Source organism: Azospirillum sp. B510 (assembly GCF_000010725.1).
GTDB lineage: Bacteria > Pseudomonadota > Alphaproteobacteria > Azospirillales > Azospirillaceae > Azospirillum > Azospirillum lipoferum_B.
Genome location: NC_013854.1, coordinates 1,667,537 through 1,690,002 on the forward strand (window position 1 = coordinate 1,667,537; position 22,466 = coordinate 1,690,002).

General features: G+C 68.8%; 22 protein-coding genes. 11 read left to right on the forward strand and 11 right to left on the reverse strand.

Translation table 11 applies throughout. The annotated features are described in order from the left end of the window. Window positions 1-77: 77 nt before the first annotated feature. The 3 genes from AZL_RS07675 to AZL_RS07685 form a co-directional block, all read right to left on the reverse strand. Window positions 78-1,361 (reverse strand): type III PLP-dependent enzyme, encoded by a 1,284-nt coding sequence (locus AZL_RS07675; protein ID WP_012974059.1) that lies wholly within the window; start codon window positions 1,359-1,361, stop codon window positions 78-80. Between the two features lie 475 nt (window positions 1,362-1,836). Continuing rightward, complete coding sequence (locus tag AZL_RS07680; RefSeq protein WP_012974060.1) at window positions 1,837-2,400, reverse strand: 1,2-dihydroxy-3-keto-5-methylthiopentene dioxygenase; 564 nt, start codon at window positions 2,398-2,400, stop codon at window positions 1,837-1,839. Window positions 2,401-2,496: 96 nt separating this feature from the next. Then, entirely contained in the window at window positions 2,497-3,705 is a 1,209-nt protein-coding gene (locus AZL_RS07685) for an MFS transporter (protein ID WP_012974061.1), read from the reverse strand. 215 nt (window positions 3,706-3,920) lie between these two features. Here AZL_RS07685 and serS point away from each other — a divergent pair, with 215 nt between their 5' ends. From serS to AZL_RS07705, 4 genes are read left to right on the forward strand one after another with little or no spacing between them, the layout of a single operon-like run. After that, window positions 3,921-5,192 carry a serine--tRNA ligase gene (serS, locus tag AZL_RS07690; RefSeq protein WP_012974062.1) on the forward strand — a complete coding sequence of 424 codons (1,272 nt, stop codon included), beginning with the start codon at window positions 3,921-3,923 and terminating at the stop codon, window positions 5,190-5,192. Next, entirely contained in the window at window positions 5,192-5,974 is a 783-nt protein-coding gene (surE, locus tag AZL_RS07695) for a 5'/3'-nucleotidase SurE (RefSeq protein WP_012974063.1), read from the forward strand. The genes serS and surE overlap by 1 nt, the downstream gene beginning before the upstream one ends. Beyond that, window positions 5,971-6,624 carry a protein-L-isoaspartate(D-aspartate) O-methyltransferase gene (locus tag AZL_RS07700; protein WP_012974064.1) on the forward strand — a complete coding sequence of 218 codons (654 nt, stop codon included), beginning with the start codon at window positions 5,971-5,973 and terminating at the stop codon, window positions 6,622-6,624. The genes surE and AZL_RS07700 overlap by 4 nt, the downstream gene beginning before the upstream one ends. Next, on the forward strand, window positions 6,621-7,952 hold the full coding sequence (locus AZL_RS07705) for a M23 family metallopeptidase (RefSeq protein WP_148219247.1): 1,332 nt from the start codon (window positions 6,621-6,623) through the stop codon (window positions 7,950-7,952). Before AZL_RS07700 ends, AZL_RS07705 begins: the two co-directional genes overlap by 4 nt. Here the strand turns inward: AZL_RS07705 and AZL_RS07710 are convergent. Then, window positions 7,909-8,829, reverse strand: a complete 921-nt coding sequence (locus AZL_RS07710; protein ID WP_042442788.1) for an ATP-binding protein — start codon at window positions 8,827-8,829, stop codon at window positions 7,909-7,911. The two genes, AZL_RS07705 and AZL_RS07710, sit on opposite strands and share 44 nt — an antisense overlap. Before the next feature lie 226 nt (window positions 8,830-9,055). Here AZL_RS07710 and yajC point away from each other — a divergent pair, with 226 nt between their 5' ends. From yajC to AZL_RS07730, 4 genes are all read left to right on the forward strand, one after another. After that, window positions 9,056-9,481, forward strand: coding sequence for a preprotein translocase subunit YajC (yajC, locus tag AZL_RS07715; RefSeq protein WP_012974067.1), 426 nt, complete (start codon window positions 9,056-9,058; stop codon window positions 9,479-9,481). A 124-nt stretch (window positions 9,482-9,605) separates the two neighbouring features. After that, on the forward strand, window positions 9,606-11,204 hold the full coding sequence (gene secD / locus AZL_RS07720) for a protein translocase subunit SecD (protein ID WP_012974068.1): 1,599 nt from the start codon (window positions 9,606-9,608) through the stop codon (window positions 11,202-11,204). An 11-nt stretch (window positions 11,205-11,215) separates the two neighbouring features. Beyond that, a complete protein-coding gene (secF, locus tag AZL_RS07725; RefSeq protein WP_012974069.1) occupies window positions 11,216-12,172 on the forward strand; it encodes a protein translocase subunit SecF in 957 nt (318 codons plus the stop codon). Between the two features lie 27 nt (window positions 12,173-12,199). Beyond that, window positions 12,200-12,577: an Mth938-like domain-containing protein gene (locus AZL_RS07730; RefSeq protein WP_012974070.1), complete on the forward strand. Its 378-nt coding sequence runs from the start codon at window positions 12,200-12,202 to the stop codon at window positions 12,575-12,577. 77 nt (window positions 12,578-12,654) lie between these two features. Here AZL_RS07730 and AZL_RS07735 read toward each other — a convergent pair whose 3' ends face one another. From AZL_RS07735 to AZL_RS07750, 4 genes are all read right to left on the reverse strand, one after another. Beyond that, complete coding sequence (locus AZL_RS07735; protein ID WP_012974071.1) at window positions 12,655-13,248, reverse strand: superoxide dismutase; 594 nt, start codon at window positions 13,246-13,248, stop codon at window positions 12,655-12,657. Between the two features lie 5 nt (window positions 13,249-13,253). Next, on the reverse strand, window positions 13,254-14,699 hold the full coding sequence (hpnE, locus tag AZL_RS07740; protein ID WP_247894168.1) for a hydroxysqualene dehydroxylase HpnE: 1,446 nt from the start codon (window positions 14,697-14,699) through the stop codon (window positions 13,254-13,256). Further along, window positions 14,654-15,580 carry a presqualene diphosphate synthase HpnD gene (hpnD, locus tag AZL_RS07745; protein WP_148219248.1) on the reverse strand — a complete coding sequence of 309 codons (927 nt, stop codon included), beginning with the start codon at window positions 15,578-15,580 and terminating at the stop codon, window positions 14,654-14,656. The genes hpnE and hpnD overlap by 46 nt, the downstream gene beginning before the upstream one ends. Window positions 15,581-15,649: 69 nt before the next feature. Then, on the reverse strand, window positions 15,650-16,522 hold the full coding sequence (locus AZL_RS07750) for a squalene/phytoene synthase family protein (protein WP_012974074.1): 873 nt from the start codon (window positions 16,520-16,522) through the stop codon (window positions 15,650-15,652). A gap of 124 nt (window positions 16,523-16,646) precedes the next feature. Here AZL_RS07750 and AZL_RS07755 point away from each other — a divergent pair, with 124 nt between their 5' ends. Together AZL_RS07755 and AZL_RS07760 are read left to right on the forward strand one after the other, a co-directional pair. After that, window positions 16,647-17,501, forward strand: coding sequence for a phytoene/squalene synthase family protein (locus tag AZL_RS07755; RefSeq protein WP_012974075.1), 855 nt, complete (start codon window positions 16,647-16,649; stop codon window positions 17,499-17,501). A 1-nt stretch (window position 17,502) separates the two neighbouring features. Next, window positions 17,503-17,928, forward strand: a complete 426-nt coding sequence (locus AZL_RS07760) for a VOC family protein (RefSeq protein WP_012974076.1) — start codon at window positions 17,503-17,505, stop codon at window positions 17,926-17,928. Between the two features lie 7 nt (window positions 17,929-17,935). Here the strand turns inward: AZL_RS07760 and trmFO are convergent, their stop codons facing one another. Together trmFO and AZL_RS07770 are read right to left on the reverse strand one after the other, a co-directional pair. After that, on the reverse strand, window positions 17,936-19,279 hold the full coding sequence (trmFO, locus tag AZL_RS07765; RefSeq protein ID WP_012974077.1) for a methylenetetrahydrofolate--tRNA-(uracil(54)-C(5))-methyltransferase (FADH(2)-oxidizing) TrmFO: 1,344 nt from the start codon (window positions 19,277-19,279) through the stop codon (window positions 17,936-17,938). A 181-nt stretch (window positions 19,280-19,460) separates the two neighbouring features. Beyond that, window positions 19,461-20,363 (reverse strand): LysR substrate-binding domain-containing protein, encoded by a 903-nt coding sequence (locus tag AZL_RS07770; protein WP_012974078.1) that lies wholly within the window; start codon window positions 20,361-20,363, stop codon window positions 19,461-19,463. 132 nt (window positions 20,364-20,495) lie between these two features. On the opposite strand from AZL_RS07770, the gene AZL_RS07775 reads away from it, so the two are divergent. Then, complete coding sequence (locus tag AZL_RS07775; RefSeq protein ID WP_012974079.1) at window positions 20,496-21,677, forward strand: MFS transporter; 1,182 nt, start codon at window positions 20,496-20,498, stop codon at window positions 21,675-21,677. Here the strand turns inward: AZL_RS07775 and AZL_RS07780 are convergent. Beyond that, on the reverse strand, window positions 21,674-22,438 hold the full coding sequence (locus AZL_RS07780) for a class I SAM-dependent methyltransferase (protein ID WP_012974080.1): 765 nt from the start codon (window positions 22,436-22,438) through the stop codon (window positions 21,674-21,676). The two genes, AZL_RS07775 and AZL_RS07780, sit on opposite strands and share 4 nt — an antisense overlap. Between the last annotated feature and the right edge of the window lie 28 nt (window positions 22,439-22,466).

Below are 22,466 nucleotides of genomic sequence, written 5' to 3' on the forward strand. Positions count from 1 at the left end.
AAGGGGAAACGGGACGCACCGGACCGTTGAATGTTACGGATGTCTTTACGCTTTATCCACAGAAACCAGCTTCGCCTTCACGCGGCGCAGGAGCGAAGCTGGTAACCGGGCGTGGCGAGCAGGGGGGCGTCCGACACTTCGACGACGCGCGCCTGGTCGAACCCGTTGAAGGCGGTGCGCAGGCAGGAGCCATAGGCACCGAGCTGTCCCAGCTCGATCCAGTCGCCGGCCTTGACGTCGGCCGGCAGGATGAAGGGGCCGGCCATCTTGTCGGCGCTGTCGCAGGTCGGGCCGTAGAAGCTGAAGGCCGCCTCGCCGTTGTCGCCCATCGCCTCGAACGGGCGGATCAGCCGGGCCGGAAAGCGGAAGCCGGGCACGCCGGCATCCGACAGGGCACCATAGACGCCGTCATTGATGAACAGCTCGTCGCCGCGCCGCTTCACCACCTGCACCACCAGCGAGACGCCGGGGGCGACCAGCGCGCGGCCGGGCTCGCACCACAGGCGGCAGTGCGACGGCAGGTCGATGGACGCGACGCCGCGGGCGATGGCGGCCATGAAGTCGCCGAGCGGCGGCGGGGTGACGCCGGGATAGGACACCGGAAAACCACCGCCGACATCCAGCATGTCGATGGCGACGCCGCTTTCGGCGATGACATAGCCGGCCAGCGCGATGGCGCGCTCATAGGCCGACGGGTCGAGCATCTGCGAGCCGACATGGAAGGACAGCCCGACCTTCGGCGCCACCGCGCGGGCGGCGCGCAGCAGCTCCACCGCGTCGGTCAGGGAGGCGCCGAACTTGCCGGACAGGTCATAGACGGCGTTGCCCTTCGGCAGGGCGAGGCGGATGACCAGACCGAGGTCGGCGGCGTTGCCGCTCTCCTCAAGGATCTTGGTCAGCTCCTCCTGGCTGTCGAGCACGAAATCGCGCACGCCATATTGATGGTAGGCGTTGCGGATGGCCTGACGGCCCTTGACCGGGTGCATGTAATGCAGCACGGCGTCGGGAAACATCTGGCGGATCAGGCGGATCTCGCCGGGAGAGGCGACGTCGAAATGGCGCACCCCGCCGGCCCACAGGGCGCGCAGCACCGCCGGCTCCGGGTTGCATTTCACGGCATAGAGCACGTCGCCGCCACGGCCGACCGCATCGGCGGCTTCGGTGAAGGCGGCCAGGAAGCTGTCGGCGGTGTCGGCCAGGACGCCGGGGCGGATGCAGTGCATCGGCTCTTCCGGGCGGTGCAGGGCGACGGCCTGGGCCACGGTGGACCGGCGGCCGCTGGCCAGCGAAACGGCGCTGCTGTCGTTCAGGCCGACGCGGCGCAGCGGGGTGACGGCGGAACGGGAACGCAGGAAACCCATGGCGCACTCCTATCCCCGGACGGCGACATCAGGCCGGTCCGGTGAGCAGACGGCGATCCCCGAGCCGCACCACGAAGCGGCCAGCACGGAGCTTGGGCGCGGGTGGCGCAGCGGAATCGCCGATTGATCGGATTTTGAAGGGGGGGGGAGACGGAAAAAGCCGGTGCGAGCAGCGGCCCCGGGCTGTGAAGCTCCAGGCAACAGCGCGTCGTTTACCGGCTAGAAAGCTACCGTCTCACAGCCCCACCGTGGGCAGCGTACATACTGACCTCCCTCTCGGGACCGACCCACTGGAATGGTCGGTTCTGCCAAAAAGGACGCGGTACGTCGTAGCATAACCACAGAGGGCCATAGGCACGTGCGGGTGCGTCGTGCCGTTTGATTTACGCTTTTCCGCCCGTGATTCAAGTGAATTTTTTGGGGCGGGAAGCGGGCGGGACCGGGGCGATGCCGGCGGGACGGGCGGGAGAAGATGTCAGGCGGTCTTTGCCGCGGCTGTCTCGAACGGCGGGAAGCGGGCGGCGATGCTGTCGCCGGTCGGACGTGCAACCCAGCCATTCGCTAGCATGAAGAAGCGGATGGTCGTGAAGCGGGGCTGCCGGCCCATGTCGAACCAATGCGGCGTACCGGCGGGAACGCTCAACAGGTCGCCCGCTTCGCAGACCACGCGGAAAACCCGGTTGCTGACGTGGATGTGGAAGGCGCCGGCCCCCTCGACGAAAAAGCGCGCCTCATCCTCGTCATGGGTATGCTCATCGAGGAATTTGGCGCGCAGATCGGCGACGCCCTCGGTCTGCGGGGTGACGCGCACCACGTCGACGGTGCGGTAACGGCGGGCGGCCTTCAACCGCTCGATCGGGTCGGCATAGGCCGCCAGCACCGTTGCGCCGTCGGCGGAGGCGGGCAGGGGGACGTCGGCCGCCCAGCGCTCGAACAGGATGCCGTTATGGGCCAGATGCCCGGTCATCAGCGCGGGGTCGGCGGTGCTCAATTCCGGCCGATGGGCGTCGTTCTCCAAATAGACGGTCAGGTGACTCACGAACGCGCACTCCCGTCGGTTGCCCTGAGACAGCCTGATACTCGGGATTGGGCAACGCAAGAAGCCGAATCGCGGACGCGACCTTTCATCGCACCATCAGCGACTGCGCTGCAACCCGGCCGTCACCCCAACCGCGACCGCAAGCAACAGCCCGACGAAGGCGGCCACCCCGGTCCAGCCGAGGCCGTGCCAGAACAGCCCGCCGAGCGTCCCGGCCAAGGTCGACCCCAGATAGTAGCAGAACAGGTAGATCGACGAGGCCTGTCCCCTCGCCACCGCCGCCCGCCGGCCGATCCAGGCCGATACGATGGAATGGGCGCCGAAGAAGGCGAAGGTGAACAGGGCGATGCCGGGAGCGATGGCGACCAGGCTGTCGACCTCCATCAGCCCAAGCCCGGCCACCATCAGCGCCACCGCCGCCGCCAGCGTGCGGTTCGACCCGAACCGGCCCGACCAGCCGCCGAACAGCGGCGAGCTGACGACGCCGAAGCTGTAGACCAGGAACACCGCCCCGACGATCGCCGGCCGCAGCCCGAAGGGCGGCTCGCTCAGGCGGAAGCCGATATAGTTGAAGACGGTGACGAATCCGCCCATCAGCAGGAAGCCCAGCGAGAACAGTCCGAGCAGCGCGGGGTCGGTCAGCAGCCCGCGCCATGCCCGCGCCAGCGCCGGCAGGCCGGCGGCGCGGCGGACGAAATGACGCGACGGCGGCAGGGCGACCCAGACGGTGACCGCCGCCGCCAGCGCCAGCGCCCCGACCACCCCCACCGCCAGCCTCCAGCTGCCGAGATCGGTGACGACGGCGGTCAGCACCCGGCCGGACATGCCGCCGATGGCGGTACCGCCGATATAGAGCCCCATGGCGACCCCGGCCGATTTCGGATCGACCTCCTCGGAGACATAGGCCATCGCCACGGCGGGCAGGCCGCTCAGCGCCAAGCCCTCCAGCGCCCGCACGGCCAGGAAACCGCGCCAGTCCGGCATCAGGGCGCCGACGATGCCGAGCAGTCCGGCGCCGAGCAGGGCGGCCACCATCACCGGCTTGCGGCCGATCCCGTCGGAGATGGCGCCGGCCACCAGTAGGGCCACCGCCAGCACGCCGGTGGTCAGCGACAGCGACAGGCTGGATTCGGCCGGCGACACCCCGAATTCCCGCACGAAGTCGGGAAGAAGCGGCTGCACGCAATAGAGGGTGGCGAAGGTGGAGAAGCCGGCGACGAACAGGATGCGGCTGGCGCGGCGATAGGCGGGGGTGCCGGCCTGAAGATAGGCGGGCTCGGCACCGGTCTCGATCTCGTCGCGCACGCTTCCCGGCTCCCGTTCTGATCGTCAGGCGACATTGCCCCGCCGCGCCCGTGCATTCCAACAGCCGCCTGGGCGCAGCCGCCATGCCGTCCGCGCAGGGATGCGCGCCGGAGGAACGCGGGACGTATGGCGATACCGGACCCTTGGCGCACTGGACCTTGGCCGGGCCGCGCCGTATAACCAGTGCCCCACACAATTCGTTGATTGTTCGAGCCATGCACGACCTTCGCGCCATCCGTGAGAATCCCGAAGCCTTCGACCGCGGCCTCGGCCGCCGGGGACTGGCGCCGATGTCGTCCTCTCTGCTCGACCTCGACGGCCGCCGCCGCGCCGCGCAGACCCAGATGCAGGAGATGCAGGCCCGCCGGAATGAGGCGGCGAAGGAGATCGGCCTCGCCAAGCGCGAGGGGCGCGACGCCCAGCCGATCCTCGACGAGATGGCGACCCTGAAGGACCGCCTGCCCCAGGTGGAGGAGGACGAGCGCTCGCTCGGCGCCGAGTTGGACGCCATCCTGGCGGGCCTGCCCAACATCCCGGCCGACGACGTTCCCCTCGGTAAGGACGAAACCGAGAATGTCGAGGTCCGCCGCTGGGGCACCCCGGCCAACATCGCCAACCCCAAGCAGCACTACGAGCTGGGCGAGGCGCTGGGCCTGATGGATTTCGAGGCGGCGGCCCGCATGTCCGGCGCCCGCTTTACAGTGTTGAAGGGCGGGCTGGCACGCCTGGAACGGGCGCTCGCCGACTTCATGCTGGACATCCACACGTCGGAGCATGGCTTCACCGAGATCGCCCCGCCGCTGATGGTGCGCGACACCGCCCTGTTCGGCACCGGCCAGCTGCCCAAGTTCGAGGAGGATCTGTTCAAGACCACCGCCAGCGACCATTACCTGATCCCGACGAGCGAGGTGCCGCTGACCAATCTGGTCAACGACCAGATCGTCGCGGCGGAGGAGCTGCCGCTGCGCTACACCGCGCTGACCCCCTGCTTCCGCGCGGAAGCCGGATCGGCCGGGCGCGACACCCGCGGCATGATCCGCCAGCACCAGTTCTGGAAGGTGGAGATGGTCGCCATCACCGCGCCGGACCAGTCGGAGGACGAGCACCAGCGCATGACCCGCTGCGCCGAGACGATCCTGGAGCGGCTGGGCCTGCCCTACCGCACCATCGTTCTGTGCACCGGCGACATGGGCTTCTCCTCGCGCAAGACCTATGACGTCGAGGTGTGGCTGCCCGGCCAGAACGCCTACCGCGAGATCTCCAGCGTGTCCAATTGCGGCGATTTCCAGGCGCGGCGGATGAAGGCCCGTTGCCGTGCCAAGGGCGAGAAGCAAACCCAATTCGTCCATACCCTCAACGGATCGGGTGTGGCGGTCGGGCGCTGCCTGATCGCGGTGCTGGAGAACTACCAGCAGCCCGACGGTTCGATCCTGGTTCCGGAAGCGCTCCGCCCCTACATGCGCGGAGTGGAGAGGATTTCGATTTGATGTTCACCCTGCCGCTCGACCTGTCCCGGGCCCGGATCCTCGTCACCAACGACGACGGCATCCATGCCCAGGGTTTGAAGGTCCTGGAAGCCATCGCCCGCGAACTGTCCGACGATGTCTGGGTCGTGGCGCCGGAGATGGAGCAGTCGGCGGCCAGCCATTCGCTGACCATCAACCGGCCGCTGCGCCTGCGCAAGCTGGACGAACGCCGCTACACCGTCGACGGCACCCCGACCGATTGCGTGCTGCTGGCGGTCAACCATGTGATGAAGGACGCCCGCCCGACGCTGGTCCTGTCCGGCGTCAACCAGGGCTCCAACATCGGCGAGGACGTGACCTATTCCGGCACCATCGCCGCGGCGATGGAGGCGACGCTGCTGAACGTCCCGGCCATCGCCATGAGCCAGCATTACGAGACCGGCCAGCCGATCGACTGGTCCGCCGCCGCCGCCCATGGCGCCGCCGTGGTGCGCAAGGCGGTGACGGTTCCCTGGCCGAGGAACGTGCTGCTGAACGTCAATTTCCCGGCCCGCCCGGCCGCGGAGGTGACCGGCATCCAGGTGGTGCGCCACGGCAAGCGCAAGATCGGCGACGAGCTGTTCGAGCGCGTCGACCCGCGCGGCAAGCCCTATATCTGGATCGGCACGCTGCGCGGCGAGGCCGACGTGGCGGACGACACCGACATCCATGTCGTGTTCAACGGCGGCATCTCGGTGACGCCGGTCTATCTCGACCTCACCCACACGCCGACGCTCCAGACGTTGAGGCAGGCCTTCGTGTGACCTACAACCCGCGCAAGATCCGCTTGCTCATGGCCCTTCGCGGGGCCGGCGTCACCGACACCAGGGTGTTGGCGGCGATCGAGCGGATCCCGCGCGAGCTGTTCGTTCCCGACGCCTTCCAGGACCGCGCCTGGGAGGATGTGGCGCTGCCCATCGATCTCGGCCAGACCATCAGCCAGCCGCTGGTGGTCGGGCTGATGACCCAGGCGCTGGAGCCGCATCCGCGGCATCTGGTGCTGGAGGTCGGCACCGGCTCCGGCTATCAGGCGGCGGTGCTGTCGCGGCTGTGCCGGCGCGTCTTCACCGTCGAGCGGCTCAAGCCGCTTCTGCGCGAGGCGGAGGCGCGTTTCCAGGCGCTGGGCATCCACACCATCACCACGCGGCTCGGCGACGGGACGCGGGGCTGGTCGGAACAGGCTCCCTTCGCGCGCATACTGGTCACGGCCGCCGGTGGGCCCGAGCCGCCAAAAGACTTGACGGATCAACTCGCCGTTGGTGGTGTCATGGTCATTCCGTTGGGGACCGATCACCGCGACCAGAGGGTCGTGCGTTTCCGGCGCTCCGAAGCTGGCCTTATCCGGGAGGACCTGTGGCCCGTCCGTTTCGTTCCGCTGCTGTCCGACCCGCCGCAACCGGTCCGTTCCGCATGAACCCTGCATTCCCCAAGACCGGGCGCCCCAAGACCGGGCGCTTCCTGTCCGCGCTCGTCCTGTCCACCGCCATGCTGGCGCTCGGCGCCTGTGACCGGGTGGGCGGCCTGGCCCCCTTCACCCATGTCTCCGACGTGCCGGACTCAGCCGGCGGCGCCATCACCGTGCAGAAGGGCGACAGCGCCTACAGCCTGTCGCGCCGCTACAATGTGCCGCTGCGCGACCTGATCGACGCCAACAAGCTGACCCCGCCCTATCGGCTGGAGATCGGCCAGAGGCTGCTGCTGCCGACCTCGCGCCAGTACATCGTGCAGAAGGGCGACAGCCTCTACAGCATCTCGCGGATGTACAATGTCGATGTCAGCGAGCTGACCCGGCTGAACAACCTGACCCCGCCCTACGCGGTGCAGGTGGGCCAGCCCCTGCGCCTGCCGGGCGGCACCGACGGCAGCGGCACCATGGTGGCCGCCGGTGGCGCCACGGGGGCCGCCGTTCCGCTGACGCCGCCCCAGACGCCGCCACAGGGCACCCCGGCCGGCCGCGGATCGGTGCAGGCGGCGGAGCTGCCGCCGCCGGGCGCGTCCGCCGCCGCCGGAGCCGCCTCTTCGGGAAGCATCGCCGCCACGCCACTGCCGCCGCCGGCGAAGCCGGGCTCGGCGGCGGAAGCGCCGCCGGCCGCCGGCTCTCCCGCCGCGTCCGGCGACACGGCCTATCAGCCCGGTCAGGCCCCGACCATGCTGCGGCCGCCCGCCAACAAGCCGACGCCGCTCGTCGCACCGGCCGCCGCTCCCGCAGCGGCGGCGGCTCCGCCGCCCGCCGCGCCCCAGCAGCAGGAGGTTGCCGCCGCCGCTCCGCCGAAACCGGCGGAACCGAAGGCCGAGGTCGGCGCCCCGCCGCCGCGCGGCGGCGCCCGTTTCCTGTGGCCGGTGAAGGGCAAGCTGATCTCCGGCTATGGGCCGAAGCCGGACGGGCTGCACAATGACGGGCTGAACATCGCGGCCCCCAAGGGCGCCGCCGTGGTCGCCGCCGACAACGGCGTCGTCGCCTATGCCGGCAACGAGCTGCGCGGCTTCGGCAACCTGCTGCTGTTGAAGCATTCCGACGGCTGGATCACCGCCTATGCCCATCTCGACAAGATCGAGGTGGAGCGCGGCGCCACGGTGAAGCGGGGGCAGGTGATCGCCCGGGTCGGCCAGACCGGCGGCGTCTCCTCGCCCCAGCTGCATTTCGAGCTGCGCAAGGGCAGCCAAGCCGTCGACCCGAATGACCAGATGGACCGCAAGGTCAGCGAAGGGACTTCCCGAGGCGCCCAGCCAGGTCCTGGATGAATTGCCAAGCCACCCGGCCGGACCGGCTTCCGCGCGTGACCGACCATTCGACGGCCTCGGCGCGCAGCCGGTCCTCCGGGATGTCCAGGCCGAAATGGCGGACATAGCCCTCGATCATCGCGAAATAGGTGTCCTGGTCGCAGTTGTGGAAGCCCAGCCACAGACCGAAGCGGTCGGACAGCGACACCTTCTCCTCCACCGCCTCCGCCGGGTTGATTGCGGTGGAGCGCTCGTTCTCGATCATGTCGCGCGGCATCAGGTGGCGGCGGTTGGAGGTGGCATAGAACACCACATTGTCCGGCCGTCCCTCGATCCCGCCGTCCAGCACCGCCTTCAGCGACTTGTAATGGGCGTCGTCATGGTCGAAGGACAGATCGTCGCAGAACAGGATGAAGCGGCGGGATTCACCCTTCAGCCCCTCGCCCTTCAGCCGGGTCAGCAGGCGGGGCAGGGTGGGGATGTCCTCCCGGTGGATTTCCACCAGCGCCAGTTCGCCCGGCCGTTCCAGACAGATCGCGGCGTGGGCGGCCTTGACCAGGGAGCTCTTGCCGGTGCCGCGCGCGCCCCACAGCAGGGCGTTGTTGGCCGGCAGCCCGGCGGCGAAACGGCGGGTGTTGTCCAGCAGGATCTCGCGCTGCCGCTCGATTCCCTGCAACAGCATGATGTCGACGCGGTTGACAACCGGCACCGCTTCCAGCCGGTCGGGATCGGGATGCCAGACGAAGGCGTCCGCAGCGCCGAAATCCAGCGGCCGGTCCGGCGGCGGCGCCAGACGTTCCAGCGCCTCGGCGATGCGGGTCAGCAGGGGGACGAGCGCCTGCTCGGCACCGGACTTATCGCCATGGCGTTTGCCGGAGTTTTTTTTTGAGTGCGACATGAGTTTCCGGAATTTTTTTTCTGGATGTTCCATGGAAAGCGGGTGCCCGCGCAGCCATCTTTCCGACGCCCTCGCACCGTAGCACAGCGGGACAGGCGCACAAGCCGTGGCCGCCCGGCGGATCGCGGCGCATCACCATTGCATCCCGGTCATGGGCGGCTATAGTCGCGGCGTCCCGGCGGAACGCCGATCCGGTGCCGAGACCAAACCTGTAAGGAGCTTCCAGATGTTCGTTTCGACGGCTTATGCACAGACGGCGGCCCCGGCTGGCGGCGGCGGTGACATGCTCGTCCAGTTCGCGCCGCTGATCCTGATCTTCGTCGTCTTCTACTTCCTGCTGATCCGTCCGCAGCAGAAGAAGATGAAGGAGCATAAGGCGATGCTGTCGGCCATCCGCCGCGGCGACCGCGTCGTGACCGGCGGCGGCATCATCGGCATCGTCACCAAGGTCGGCACCGACGATGAGATCACCGTCGAGATCGCGGAGAATGTCCGCGTGCGCTGCCTGCGCTCCACCGTCAATCTGGTGCTCGCCAAGACCGAACCGGCCGGCAAGTCCGGCGGCGACGCCGCCCCGGCTTCCGAGGGCGAGGCCAAGCCGGCCGACGCCCCCGCCGCCGGCGGCATCGGCAAGCTGTTCGGCCGCAAGTAAGCCGCAGCCGGGCCCCTCTTCAGCGGGTCGGCCCGAAGGCGCTTCCCGTCCGACCCGGCCGGTCGCCCCGATCGGTGGCGGACCGGTCGCCCGGATCGGGTGTCTGATCGGATTCGAGTGACGCATGCTCTATTTTTCGCGCTGGAAGATTTACATGATCCTGGCGACCTGCCTCGCCGGGTTCATCCTGATTCTGCCCAACTTCCTGGGCCGCGACACGCTGGCGGCTCTGCCGTCCTGGTACGCCAACACCCGGGTGTCACTGGGGCTCGACCTGCGCGGCGGATCGCATCTGTTGCTCGAGGTCGACATGGCCACCGTCATCCGTGACCGGGTGGAGGGTCTGGTCGACGGCGCGCGGCAGCAGCTGCGCACCGCCAATGTCGGCTACACCGCGCTGAACGCCGGCGAGCGCTCGCTCACCGTCCAGCTGCGCGACCCGGCCCAGGCAGACGAGGCGGTGAAGGCGCTGCGCCAGCTGTCCAGCCCGGTCGGGCGGTCGGCGCTGGGCGTCGGTCAGCCCGATCTCGACGTGACCGTCAATGGCGGCACCGTCACCCTGGCTCTCAGCGAGGTCGCGCTCCGCGACCGCGCCACCCAGGCGATCGAGCAATCGATCGAGATCGTCCGCCGACGCATCGACGAGACCGGCGTCAACGAGCCGACCATCGCCCGCCAGGGCAACGACCGCATCCTGGTCCAGCTGCCCGGCGTCGAGGATCCCGACCGCATCAAGCGGCTGCTCGGCACCACCGCCAAGATGACCTTCCGGCTGGTCGACGTGAACGCCGATCCCAGCACCGGCCGCGCCCCTCCGGGGTCGGAGATCCTGCCGTCGGCCGAGGGCGACCGCTACCAGTCCAAATACGTCATCCGCAAGAAGGTCGAGGTCGACGGCGCCACGTTGCAGAACGCGTCTGCCGGCACCAACCCGCAGACCGGCGAGTGGGTGGTGAATTTCGAATTCAACAGCGCCGGCGCCAACCGCTTCGCCGAAGTGACCAAGCAGAATGTCGGGCGGCCCTTCGCCATCGTGCTCGACAACAAGGTCATCAGCGCGCCGGTCATCCGCGAGCCGATCACCGGCGGCCGCGGCCAGATCAGCGGCAATTTCACCGCCGCCAACGCCAACGACCTCGCCGTGCTGCTGCGCGCCGGCGCCCTGCCGGCCCCGCTGAAGGTGATCGAGGAGCGGACCGTCGGCCCCGACCTGGGCGCCGATTCGATCCGCGCCGGTCTGACCGCCGTCGTCGTCGGCTTCGTGATGGTCTGCATCTACATGATCGCCAGCTACGGACTGTTCGGCGCCTTCGCCTGCTCGGCTCTGTTCGTCAATCTGGTGCTGACGCTGGCGGCGCTGTCGCTCCTGCACGCCACGCTGACGCTGCCGGGCATCGCCGGCGTCCTGTTGTCGCTGGGTCTGGCGGTTGACGCCAACATCCTGATCAACGAGCGCATCCGCGAGGAGACGAAGAAGGGCCGCGGGGTCTTCGCCTCGATGGAGGCCGGCTTCAGCCGCGCCTACAGCACCATCGTCGACAGCAACCTGACGACGGCCATCAAGATGGCGCTGCTGTTCATCTTCGGCACCGGCACCATCAAGGGCTTCGCCGTCACCATCACCTTCGGCATCCTCATCTCCATGTTCACCGCGACGGTGCTCGTGCGCCTGATGATGGTGACCTGGCTTCGCCGGACCCGTCCGGCGGCGTTGCCGGTCTGAGAGGTCTCACGATGTTCCATCTCCGCCTCGTCCCCGACAACACCAAGATCCCGTTCATGAACGGCCGCATCGCCGGCCTCGTCGTGTCGGCGATCCTGTCGATCGCATCCGTCATCCTGTTCTTCCACCCCGGCCTGAATTACGGCATCGACTTTCGCGGCGGCATCGTCATCGAAGCCCGCACCCCGCAGGCCGCCGACTTCTCGTCTTTGCGCCACACCCTGTCCGGCCTTGGCATGGGACAGGTGGCGTTGCAGGAGTTCGGGTCGCCGCAGGACGTGCTGATCCGTCTGGAGCGCCAGCCCGGCGACGATGCCGCCCAGCAGGTGGCGGCCGACAAGGTGCGCAACACCCTGGCCCAGGCGGTGCCGGGCACCCAGGTGCGCCGCGTCGAAGCGGTCGGCGCCTCGGTCAGCGGCGAGCTGTTCGCCAACGGCATGCTGGCGCTCGGCCTCGCCATGCTGGCGATGCTGGTCTACATCTGGTTCCGCTTCGAATGGCAGTTCGGTTTCGGCGCGGTGGTGACGCTGATCCTCGACATCACCAAGATCATCGGCTTCTACGCCGTCACCGACATCCAGTTCAACCTGACGGCCGTGGCGGCGATCCTGACCGTGATGGGCTATTCGGTGAACGACAAGGTCGTCGTCTATGACCGCATGCGCGAGAATCTGCGCATCTACAAGAAGATGCCGCTGCGCGACCTGATCGACCTGTCGATCAACGAGACGCTGAACCGCACCGTCGGCACCTCGGTCTGCACATTGCTGTCGATCATCCCGCTGGCGCTGTTCGGTGGTGAGGCGCTACAGGACTTCGGCATCGTGCTGATCTTTGGCATTGTCCTTGCGACCAGCTCGTCGGTGTTCATCGCCGCCCCCATCTTGCTGTTCCTTGGCGAGAACCGTCTGCGGCGCGGCGCTCCCGATGCCGCCTCGGCGGGCAACACCCCGGCGACCACGCCGTAAGGCCGCGCGGGAACAGGAGAAGGCAGCATGAGCGACATCATGCCGATGATCCCGTCGGACCGTCAGGTCATCGACGGCTATGGACCGGGGCAATTCTGCATTTCCAGTCAATGGCGCGTCGGCGCGGTGATCGTGCTGCCGGACCGCACCCTGCCGTGGGAGGCGACCGACGTCGCCTCCCTGTCGGTGGATGATTTCGGTCCCGTTCTGAGTGCCGAGCCGAAGGTGGAGATCCTGCTGCTCGGCACCGGTCCCACCATGCGGATGATCCCGAAGGCTCTGCGCCAGTCCTTGCGCGAGCGGGGCGTGGTGACGGAGCTGATGGACAGCCGCGCGGTATGCCGCACCTACAATGTGCTTCTGGCCGAAGGCCGGCGGGTGGCGGCGGCGATGCTGCCGGTGTAGGCGAGCATCCGTCCTGTACAAACGACAAAGGCGCCCTTTCGGGCGCCTTTGCGTTTTTCAACCTTCGACGGGAAGACTTACGCGGCCAGCTGCTCGGCGGCGAAATCCCAGTTGGCGAGGTTGTCGATGACCGCCTTGACGAAATCGGCGCGGCGGTTCTGGAAATCGACGTAATAGGCATGCTCCCACACGTCGATGGTGAACAGCGGCTTGTGGCCGTGCGCCAGCGGGGTGTCGGCGTTGCCGGTCTTGCCGACCTTCAGCTTGTCGCCGTCCAGGTACAGCCAGGCCCAGCCGGAGCCGAACTGGGTCAGGGCGGCCTGGGTCAGCTCTTCCTTGAACTTCTCGACGCTGCCGAAGTCGGCGACGATGCGCTGCTCCAGGGCGGCCGGGATCTTGCCGCCGTCCTTCTTCAGGCACTGCCAGAAGAAGGTGTGGTTCCACACCTGGGCGGCGTTGTTGAAGATGCCGACCTTGGAGGCGTCGCCGGCGGCGGCCTTGATGACCTCCTCCAGGCTGGCGTCGGCCAGCGGGGTGTCCTTGGTCAGGTTGTTCAGGTTGGTGACGTAGGTCTGGTGGTGCTTGTCATGGTGCAGGTGCAGGGTCTCCGACGAGATGTACGGAGCCAGAGCGTCGTACGCATACGGAAGCGGCGGAAGTTCGAACGCCATTTGATTTACCCTCTCTTCTTTGATTGTCCTTCCGGGCCGGGCCTTGCGAGCACGGCACCTCCGTCCGTCCAAATAGGCCGATGACGGAAGCTTGTGAAGGCCGGAAACGGTCCCGAACGCCTTATAGGGTTATTTCCGCTCGACAAAGTTGCTTCGGCCGCCCGGTTTCCCGAGCGCACGGCGGCCTCCAAGGTGGCGGGAAGTCCCGTTTCCGTCCAATCGCCGGCCAGCATCAGGTTCGTCCAGAGCGTGCGCGGTCCGGGGCGGCGCGCGACCGATTCGGGGGACTGGTCGGGGGTCGCCCGCCGCTCCTTCACCACGCGGAAGGGTGGAATCGGGTCCCCGAGTCGCGGTGCCGGAGCCAGATGAGGAACGATCTCGGCCCATAGCCGGCCGGCGATCTCTTCCGCCGGCAGCCCGGCCAGCGCGTCGGCGTCGCTGACGGTGACCGACAGAAGGTCGCCGCGGACGAACAGCCATTCCGCGGTCCCGCCGATCAGCCCGACGAAGGGAAACCCGCCCGGCAGCCGCACCGGTGCCTCCAGCCGGACATGCAGGTTGACGATGGCCGCTCCCGGCGGCGGTACCGTCAGGCCCGGCACCAGCCGCTCGGCGCTCCAGGCCGGGGCGGCGAGGATCACGCTGTCGAAGGGACCGAGCGCCACCGCCTCGCCGCCGGCCGAGAAGCCGGCCACCCGGTCCTCCGCAAAGGTCAGTCCCTCGACCCGCGCGCCGAGACGCAGACCGGCCCCGGCGTCCCTTAACAGGGCCAAGGCCGGATCGACGAAGGCGGCGGAGAGGCCGCGCGGCGCCAGCACCGGCCGGCAAGCGGTCTCGCCGCGCAGCAGCGTCTCGCGCAACACGGCGCCGAACAGACGGGCGGAGACCCGCTCCGCCGGCCCGTTGAGGGCGGAGACCGCCAGCGGACGCCACAGCGGCGCGAACAGCCGCCCGGTGGGAGACAGGCGGTCGGCGACCGCCTGGCCGCTGCCGGCGGTCAGGCAGCGCAGGGCGGCGAGATAATCGAGGGGGCGGCTGCCGGGCACCCGCCGGGCCGGATCGAGCAGCCACAGCCCGCCGGGACGCAGCGTCCAGCATGCGCCGTCGCGCAGGTCCAGGAAGGGGAAGGCCGCCGGCCGCAGCTCCTCCAGAGCATCGGCGCCGCCGGTCCGCCGGGCATAATCGAGCAGCGCCCGATTGCCGCTGAGCACCAGATGGTTGCCGTTGTCGATCGAACGGCCGAGCGTGGCGTCATGGAAGCTGCGGCAGCGCCCGCCGGCCTGCGGCGCCTGCTCATGGAGCGTCACGCGCCGGCCCGCCTCCACGAGCCGGACGGCGGCGGCGAGCCCGGCCAGCCCGGCGCCGACGACATGAACGAGCCCCGCTTCCGCCCCCGCCTCCGGCATCAGATGGCCGGGGGAAGGCCGAGCATGCAGCGCAGCGCCACCCACGCGCTTTCGCGCCGTCCCACCCGCACGCGGGCGTGAAGGTCGCGCCAGCCGCCAGCCCGCAGGCGCCGCAACAGCCGGTGATACAGCACCATCATCGCGGTGGCCGCCCACAGCGAGCCGCGCGCCTGTCCGGCGATGGCGGCCCGCGCCTCGGCGAAGCGGGTCTCGGCGAGATCGGCCATGGCCTCGCAGGCCCTGGGCAGGGCGGGATGGGCCAGCACCTCGGCCGGGCGATCGTCATCGATGCCGGCGGTCCGCAAAATCTCGCGCGGCAGGTACAGCCGGCCCAGCCCGGCGTCCTCGGCCAGATCGCGCAGGATGTTGGTCAGTTGCAGGGCTTCGCCCAATGCCAGGGCGAAGCGTTCGGTGGCGGGGTCGGCGCGATGGAACACCCGGATCGCCAGCATGCCGACAGCCCCGGCGACACGCCGGCAATAGAGCCGCAGGGTATCGAGATCGGGCGCCGGCATGCCGCGGGAACCGTGATCCTCCGCGGCGACATCCATCGCCATGCCGTCGATCAGCGCCTCCAGCTCAGCCCTGGGCAGGCCATAGCGGTCGATGGCGCCCTTCAGCGCGGCGGTCAGCGGAGTGTTGGGAGCGCCGCCGGCATAAAGGTCGCGGATGTCGCGGCGCCATCCATCCAGAGCCGCCCGCTTGGCTGTGGGCTCCCCCGGCTCGTCGGCGATGTCGTCGATGCGGCGGCAGAAGGCGTAGATGGCGAACATCGCCGCCCGCTTCGACGCCGGCAGCAGGCGCATCGGCCAATAGAAGGTGCTGCCCGATTTCGCGGCCACGCTGGTCGCCGTATCGGGCGCCTTTCCATCCGGCGAGATCGTGGATACCGGTAGCGGGGCCGTCTCCAGCGGCGGAGGGGTCATCTGTCGCATCCTGGACGTTGCACATCGCGACGGGCCGGCATTGCGTGTCGCGATGTGAGGCCAGGGAGTTTAGGCGGCGGAGAAGCTGCGCGCCAGCCCCCGCGCCACCGCCGCCAGCTTGTGATGCGCGCCGAGCGTGACCCGCGCCTTCATCGGATCGCGTGATTTCAAGCGCCTGGCCAGCGATTCGGCAAGGCTGAGGATCACCGCCGCCTCCATCCGGAGGCCACGGTGCCGGATCAGGCCGGGCAAGGCCGCCGCACGTTCCAGCAGCCGGTCGGTCTGCTCAAGCGCCTGATCGAAGATGACGCGCAGGCGGGCGTCGCTTTCGACCTCCACGAGACGTTCGACACTGATCCCGGTTTCGTCGAACCAGGCGAGCGGGATGTAGCAGCGGCCGAGCTGCGTCCAATCCTCCCGCGCGTCCTGTAGATGGTTCAGCACCTGCAGGGCGGAGCACAGCGCGTCCGAGGCCGGTCCCGCCGCCGCCCCCTCGCCGTGCAGGTCCAGCAGATAGCGGCCGACCGGATTGGCGGAGAAGCGGCAGTAGAGGAGCAGGTCGCTCCAGCTGTGGCAGCGGGCGCCGACAGAATCGCGGCGGAAGGCGCGCAGGATCTGGCGGGCGTGGCGGTCGCTGACACCGGTCTTCTGCAAGCTCTCCTTGAGGTCGATCGCCGGCTTCAGATAGGCGTGCTTGGCCTGACCCGAGGTCAGCGCCCGTTCCAACGCCTCCAGATAGGCCAGCTTGGTCTCCGGTTCGAGATCGGGATCGTCGGCGATGTCGTCGGCCAGACGCACGAAGCGGTAGAAGGCGATCACATGCGGACGCAGATGCTTGGGGATCAGGCGGGACGCGACCGGGAAATTCTCCCCCGCCTCGTCCTTGCGTGCGACCGGACCGGTCTTGCGGGGTTTCGTCTGGGCGATGTTGAAATCCGTCATGGGATCCCTGCCTGCTGCGCGTCGGGGCTGGCGGTGCGACCGTGTGTGCTTCATATAGGCGTGACAACAGGCTTTGGCCCGTCCTTACAATCGCTCCTCCCCTCTTTTTCCAATCGGGCATCCCATGGTGAAGGCTGCGACCGACCTGTCCTATTGCGGACGGGAGGTTCGGAAATATGACAACGACCACTTTCTGGCAGGTCTGTTCACCCCCGCCGACAAGCGCGAGGCGACCTTCGCGCTGTACGCCTTCAACATCGAAATCGCGAAGACGCGCGAGGTGGTGAGCGAACCGATCCTGGGCCAGATGCGGCTACAATTCTGGCGCGATGGCATCGAGTCCGTCTATGGGGAGGGACCCGTACCACGCCATGAGGTGATGGAGCCGCTGGCCCAGGCCGCGCGCGGGCTGGGGTTGAGCCGCGCCCTGTTCGACCGGCTGGTCGACGCGCGGGAGGCCGACCTCGACGACACGCCGCCGGCCGATCTGGCCTGTCTGGTCAATTATGCCGAGGTCACCGGGGCGCCGCTGGTCCAGCTGGCGCTGGAGATCCTGGGCGTGCGCGAAGCGGCGGCGATGGCGGCCGGACGTCATGTCGGCATCGCCTATGCCCTGTCCGGCATCCTGCGGGCGGTGCCCTTCCTCGCCCGCCAGCACCGGCAGCGCCTGCCCGATGACCTGATGCGGCGCCATGGCGCCAGGAGCGAGGATCTGTTCGCCGGCCGCTCGACACCCGGACTGCGCCCCGTGGTGGCGGAGGTCGCCGCCGTCGCCCGCAAGCATCTGGCCGAGGCCCGCGCGCTGCGCCGCGAGGTGCCGAAGGCGGCGGTGCCGGCGCTGCTGCCGGCCGCCCTGGCCGACCTGCATCTGGACGTGATCGCGCGGGAGGGCAACGACCTGTTCGCCCCCCGCGTGCTGCTGACGAACCCGTTCCGCCAGATCAGGCTGGGCTGGGCGGCGATACGCGGGCGCTATTGAGATGGCGGCGGTTGGGCCGGGGGCTGTCCGGGGCCTGAACCATCTGACGCTGGCGGTCACGGATTTGGAACGATCGCTCGGATTCTATCGCGACCTGCTGGGGATGTCCGTCCGTGCACGCTGGAGCGATGGCGCCTATCTGGAGGCGGGGGCGCTCTGGCTCTGCCTGTCGGTCGATCCGAAGGCGGGCGAGGCGGTGCGCCGCGATTACACGCACATCGCCTTCGATGTCGCGCCGGACGATTTTCCGGCGCTGTCCGGTACCGTCGCCCAGGCGGCGCCGGTTTGGAAGGACAACCGCAGCGAGGGCCTATCCCTCTATGTGCTCGATCCCGACGGCCATCGGGTCGAGCTGCATGTCGGCGATCTGGCCAGCCGGCTCGACCATTACCGGCGGCGGATGCCGCCGGGCATGATCATCGATTAGGCCGTGTTCAGTCCTTCAGCCAACCGTCCAGGTCGGAAAGCGCGCGGCGGGTGTAGGCCAGCTTGCGGTCGCGCCCGCGGATCTTGTCGTCCACCGGCGGGAACAGGCCGAAATTGACGTTCATCGGCTGGTAGGTCTCGGCCTCGGCCCCGCCGGTGATGTGGCCGAGGATGGCGCCGAGCGCGGTGGTCATCGGCGGCGTGCTGATCTCCTGCCCGAGACGCTCGGCGGCGGCGAAGCGGCCGGCGAGCAGGCCGACCGCGGCACTCTCGACATAGCCCTCGCAGCCGGTGACCTGACCGGCGAAGCGCAGGCGCGGCAGCGACTTCAGCCGCAGGGCGCCATCCAGAATGCGCGGGCTGTTCAGGAAGGTGTTGCGGTGCATGCCGCCGAGCCGGGCGAACTCGGCGTTCTCCAAGCCGGGGATCATGCGGAAGATGCGCGCCTGTTCGGCATGGCGCAGCTTGGTCTGGAAACCGACGAGGTTGTAGAGCGTGCCCAGCGCATTGTCCTGGCGCAACTGGACCACGGCATAGGGACGGCGTTCCGGCTTGTGCGGGTTGGTCAGGCCGACCGGCTTCATCGGGCCGTAGCGCAGGGTGTCGACGCCGCGTTCCGCCATCACCTCGATCGGCAGGCAGCCTTCGAAGTAGGGGGTGTTCTTCTCCCACTCCTTGAAGTCGATCTTCTCGCCCTCGATCAGGGCGGCGATGAAGGCGCGGTACTCGTCCTTCTCGAAGGCGCAGTTGATGTAGTCCTTGCCGGTGCCGCCGGGGCCTGGCTTGTCATAGCGCGACTGGAACCACGCCTTCGACAGGTCGATGCTCTCCAGATAGACGATGGGGGCGATGGCGTCGAAGAAGGCCAGCGAGTCCTCGCCGGTCTGGGAGCGCACCGCCTCCGCCAGGGCCGGGGAGGTGAGGGGGCCGGTGGCGACGATGACGCTGTCCCACTCCTCCGGTGGCAGGCCGGCGACCTCGCCGCGCTCGATGGTGATCAGGGGATGGGTCGACACCGCCTCCGTCACCGAATCGGCGAAGCCGTCGCGGTCCATGGCCAGCGCGCCGCCGGCCGGCACCTTGTGCGCATCGGCGCAGCGCAGGATCAGCGAGCCGCAACGCCGCATCTCCTCATGCAGCAGACCGACCGCGTTGTACTCGGCATCGTCCGACCGGAAGGAGTTGGAGCAGACCAGTTCCGCCAGCTTTTCGGTGCTGTGCGCCTCGGTCTTGCGGACGGGCCGCATCTCGTGCAGCACGACGGGGATGCCGCGCGAGGCGAGCTGCCAGGCGGCTTCGGACCCGGCGAGACCGCCGCCGATGACATGGACGGGGCGAAGGGTGTCGGTCATTGGACTTCCAGGACGCTGTGCGAAGAACTGACGGATCAGGGGCGGGTTATGGCGCTCCGCATCACGAAAATCCAGGATTCAGTGAGACGGGCCGGGGATCACCCGATCCCGGTCACCGGTTCCTTGCGGAAACCGGTGATGGCCTTTTCCGCAGCGGTGAGTTCGATCGGCCCAATGCCCGTCATCCGGCCAGCACCGCCCGCATGCGCGGGGCCATATGGTCGAGGAAAGCGCGGACACGGCGCGGCGCGCGATCGCGGCCGGTATAGACGGCGTGGATTTCCTCGGTATCGACCAGCGCATCCTCCAGCACCGCCACCAGCCGCCCCTCCCGCAGGTCGTCGCGGACATGATAGTCGGCCAGCCGCGCCAGCCCGAGCCCCAGCAGCGCCATATGGCGCACCGTCTCGCCATTGTTGGCCAGGATGCGGGTCGGCACTTCGCGGTCGACCAGACGTCCGCCTGATTTCAACGGCCAGACCGCGGCGGCGCGGCGGAAGTTGAAGCCCAGGCAATCATGCGCCTCCAGGTCGGCGGCGCTCATCGGCACGCCCCTGCGCTCCAGATAGGCGGGGGAGGCGACGATCAGCCGCCGCACCACGCCCAGCCGCTGGGCCAGCAGCGCGGAATCGCTCAAGGGGCCGGCGCGGAAGGCGACATCGACGCGGGCGGCATAGAGGTCGACCACCTCGTCGGTCATCGTAACGTCCAGCGTGATGCCGGGGTGGGCGTGCAGGAACTCGGGCAGCAGCGGCAGCAGGCAATGCTGGCCGAAGGGAACGGAGGCGTTGACGCGGATCAGGCCGGTCGGCGCGCGGGCGCCGCCGGCGACCTCCGCATCGAGCGCATCCAGCTCGCCAAGCAGGGCCGCCGCCCGTTCGCGGTACAGGTCTCCCTCCACGGTCAGGCGCAGCTTGCGGGTCGACCGCTCGACCAGGCGGACGCCCAGCCGTTCCTCCAGCCGGCTGACCAGCTTCGCGGTGGATGACGGCGTCATGCCGACGTCGCGGCCGGTGGCGCTGAAGCTGCCTTGGGCGGCAACCCTCAGGAAAACACGCATTTCCCAGGCGCGTGGATCGCTCACCTCGTCCTCTCCGTTCCAGTCTTGTCGCTGAATGACAAGATCATGCGAATGTCCCAGGCATTCCCGTTCCAGACTTTATGGCGCACATCGTCCTCCCAGCACAGTCCTTTCCCTGGAACGGAGCGTTTCCAAATGCCTCTCGCACTGCTGGCGCTGGCGATCAGCGCCTACGCGATCGGGACGACGGAGTTCGTCATCGTCGGCCTGCTTCCCACCGTCGCCGGCGATCTGAATGTCAGCCTGCCGATGGCGGGCCTGGTGGTCAGCGTCTATGCGCTGGGCGTCACCATCGGCGCGCCGGTTTTGACCGCGCTGACCGGCGGGGTTCCGCGCAAGCCCCTTCTGCTGGGATTGATGGGCATGTTCGTCGCCGGCAATCTGCTGGCCGGCATCAGCCCCAATTACGAGACGCTTCTGGTCGCGCGGGTGCTGAGCGCCTTCGCCCATGGCGTCTTCTTTTCGGTCGGTTCGACCATCGCCGCCGATCTGGTGCCGGAGGATCGGCGCGCCTCCGCCATCGCCATGATGTTTTCCGGCCTGACCATCGCCATCGTCACCGGCGTGCCGTTGGGCACCTGGATCGGCCAGACCTTCGGCTGGCGCTCCACCTTCCTGGCGGTGTCGGCGCTTGGCGTCATCGGCGGGCTCGGTGTCGCGGTCCTGGTGCCGGCACGGCTCAGCCAGCCGGCCGCCGCCGGGCTGGGCGCACAGGTGGGGGTGCTGGCGAAGCCCAGGCTGCTGCTGGCCTTCGCGATCACCGCGCTCGGCTATGGCGGCACCTTCGTCGCCTTCACCTTCCTGGCGCCGATCCTGGAGACGATCACCGGATTCTCCAACTCCACCGTCAGTCTGGTGCTGGTGCTCTATGGTGCCGCCATCGCCGTCGGCAACATCGTCGGCGGCCGGCTCGCCAACCGTCGACCGGTCCGGGCGCTGGCCTGGCTGTTCGCCTTGCAGGCGCTCGTCCTGGTCGTCTTCACCTTCACCGCCGACGCCAAGATCCCGGCGCTGGTCACGTTGGCCGGCATGGGCGCGCTGGCCTTCGCCAATGTTCCGGGTTTGCAGCTCTATGTCGTCCAACTGGCGCAACGCCATGCGCCGGGAGCGGTCGATGTCGCCTCTGCCTTGAACATCGCCGCCTTCAACCTTGGGATCGCGGCGGGCGCCTTCTTCGGTGGGCAGGTGGTGTCCTCCCCGCTCGGTCTCGGCGCGACCCCCTGGGTCGGCGGGCTGTTCGTGCTGGGCGGCCTGATCCTGACCCTGGCCAGCGGCGCGCTGGACCGGCGGGAACGGAGGGGACTGGCCGCCGGCTAGACCGGGTCGGCCTCCAGCGTCAGCGTGTCGAGCAGGAAGCTGCCGTCGTCGGTGATGTCGAAATGGCTGCGGACCTCGGCCGACGCGGCACGCTGGAGCGAGCGGATGGTCTGGGCATGGAGGTCCGGCGTGCGGGTGCGGGCGGTCCAGACCGGGAATTCCATCCGCAGGCGGCGCGGGGTCAGCGATCGCACCGCGAACCCGGCGCGGGCCAATGCCGCCATCCATTCCGCCGCCGTATAGTTGCGGACGTGGGACGGATCGCGCAGCACCTCCACCACCTGGAGATGGGTGTCCAGCATGGCGGGGGCAGGGGCGATGCAATCGATGAAGACGGCCGTGCCGCCGGGCGCCAGAACCCGCCGCGCTTCGCGCAGTCCGGCTTCGAAATCCCGCCAGTGATGGGCGGTGAAACGGCAGAGCAGGATGTCGAAGCGGCCATCCTCGAAGGGCAGCCGTTCGGCCGGAGCCTGCCGGGTGGCGATGTTGGTCAGGCCGCGTTCCGCCGCGTTGCGGGCGACCGCCTCCAGCATCTCCGGCGTCAGGTCCACCGCCACGACCTCCGCCACATGGGGGGCGGCGCGGTAGCTGACATGGCCGCCACCGCAGCCCAAATCCAGCACGCGGGCATCGGAGCGGCCGCGCAGCCCCTGTTCGATCTGGTCGAGGTCGGCGCCCCCGGCATGGACGGCGCTGGTGACATAGGCATCGGCGCGCGGGCCGTAATTATCGGCGACGACGCCATGATGGCTTCGGGTCATGGACTGGCTTTCCTGTGGCTTGAGGGCC

What these genes read in the sequence shown, in the direction of transcription:
- secD (WP_012974068.1), top strand. Translation starts at nt 9,606, where the DNA reads ATGCTCTATTTTTCGCGCTGGAAGATTTACATGATCCTGGCGACCTGC.
- surE (WP_012974063.1), top strand. Translation starts at nt 5,192, where the DNA reads ATGTTCACCCTGCCGCTCGACCTGTCCCGGGCCCGGATCCTCGTCACC.
- AZL_RS07735 (WP_012974071.1), bottom strand. Translation starts at nt 13,248, where the DNA reads ATGGCGTTCGAACTTCCGCCGCTTCCGTATGCGTACGACGCTCTGGCT.
- AZL_RS07675 (WP_012974059.1), bottom strand. Translation starts at nt 1,361, where the DNA reads ATGGGTTTCCTGCGTTCCCGTTCCGCCGTCACCCCGCTGCGCCGCGTC.
- AZL_RS07755 (WP_012974075.1), top strand. Translation starts at nt 16,647, where the DNA reads ATGGTGAAGGCTGCGACCGACCTGTCCTATTGCGGACGGGAGGTTCGG.
- AZL_RS07730 (WP_012974070.1), top strand. Translation starts at nt 12,200, where the DNA reads ATGAGCGACATCATGCCGATGATCCCGTCGGACCGTCAGGTCATCGAC.
- AZL_RS07710 (WP_042442788.1), bottom strand. Translation starts at nt 8,829, where the DNA reads ATGTCGCACTCAAAAAAAAACTCCGGCAAACGCCATGGCGATAAGTCC.
- AZL_RS07750 (WP_012974074.1), bottom strand. Translation starts at nt 16,522, where the DNA reads ATGACGGATTTCAACATCGCCCAGACGAAACCCCGCAAGACCGGTCCG.
- serS (WP_012974062.1), top strand. Translation starts at nt 3,921, where the DNA reads ATGCACGACCTTCGCGCCATCCGTGAGAATCCCGAAGCCTTCGACCGC.
- AZL_RS07775 (WP_012974079.1), top strand. Translation starts at nt 20,496, where the DNA reads ATGCCTCTCGCACTGCTGGCGCTGGCGATCAGCGCCTACGCGATCGGG.
- trmFO (WP_012974077.1), bottom strand. Translation starts at nt 19,279, where the DNA reads ATGACCGACACCCTTCGCCCCGTCCATGTCATCGGCGGCGGTCTCGCC.
- AZL_RS07780 (WP_012974080.1), bottom strand. Translation starts at nt 22,438, where the DNA reads ATGACCCGAAGCCATCATGGCGTCGTCGCCGATAATTACGGCCCGCGC.
- AZL_RS07705 (WP_148219247.1), top strand. Translation starts at nt 6,621, where the DNA reads ATGAACCCTGCATTCCCCAAGACCGGGCGCCCCAAGACCGGGCGCTTC.
- hpnD (WP_148219248.1), bottom strand. Translation starts at nt 15,580, where the DNA reads ATGACCCCTCCGCCGCTGGAGACGGCCCCGCTACCGGTATCCACGATC.
- yajC (WP_012974067.1), top strand. Translation starts at nt 9,056, where the DNA reads ATGTTCGTTTCGACGGCTTATGCACAGACGGCGGCCCCGGCTGGCGGC.
- secF (WP_012974069.1), top strand. Translation starts at nt 11,216, where the DNA reads ATGTTCCATCTCCGCCTCGTCCCCGACAACACCAAGATCCCGTTCATG.
- AZL_RS07760 (WP_012974076.1), top strand. Translation starts at nt 17,503, where the DNA reads ATGGCGGCGGTTGGGCCGGGGGCTGTCCGGGGCCTGAACCATCTGACG.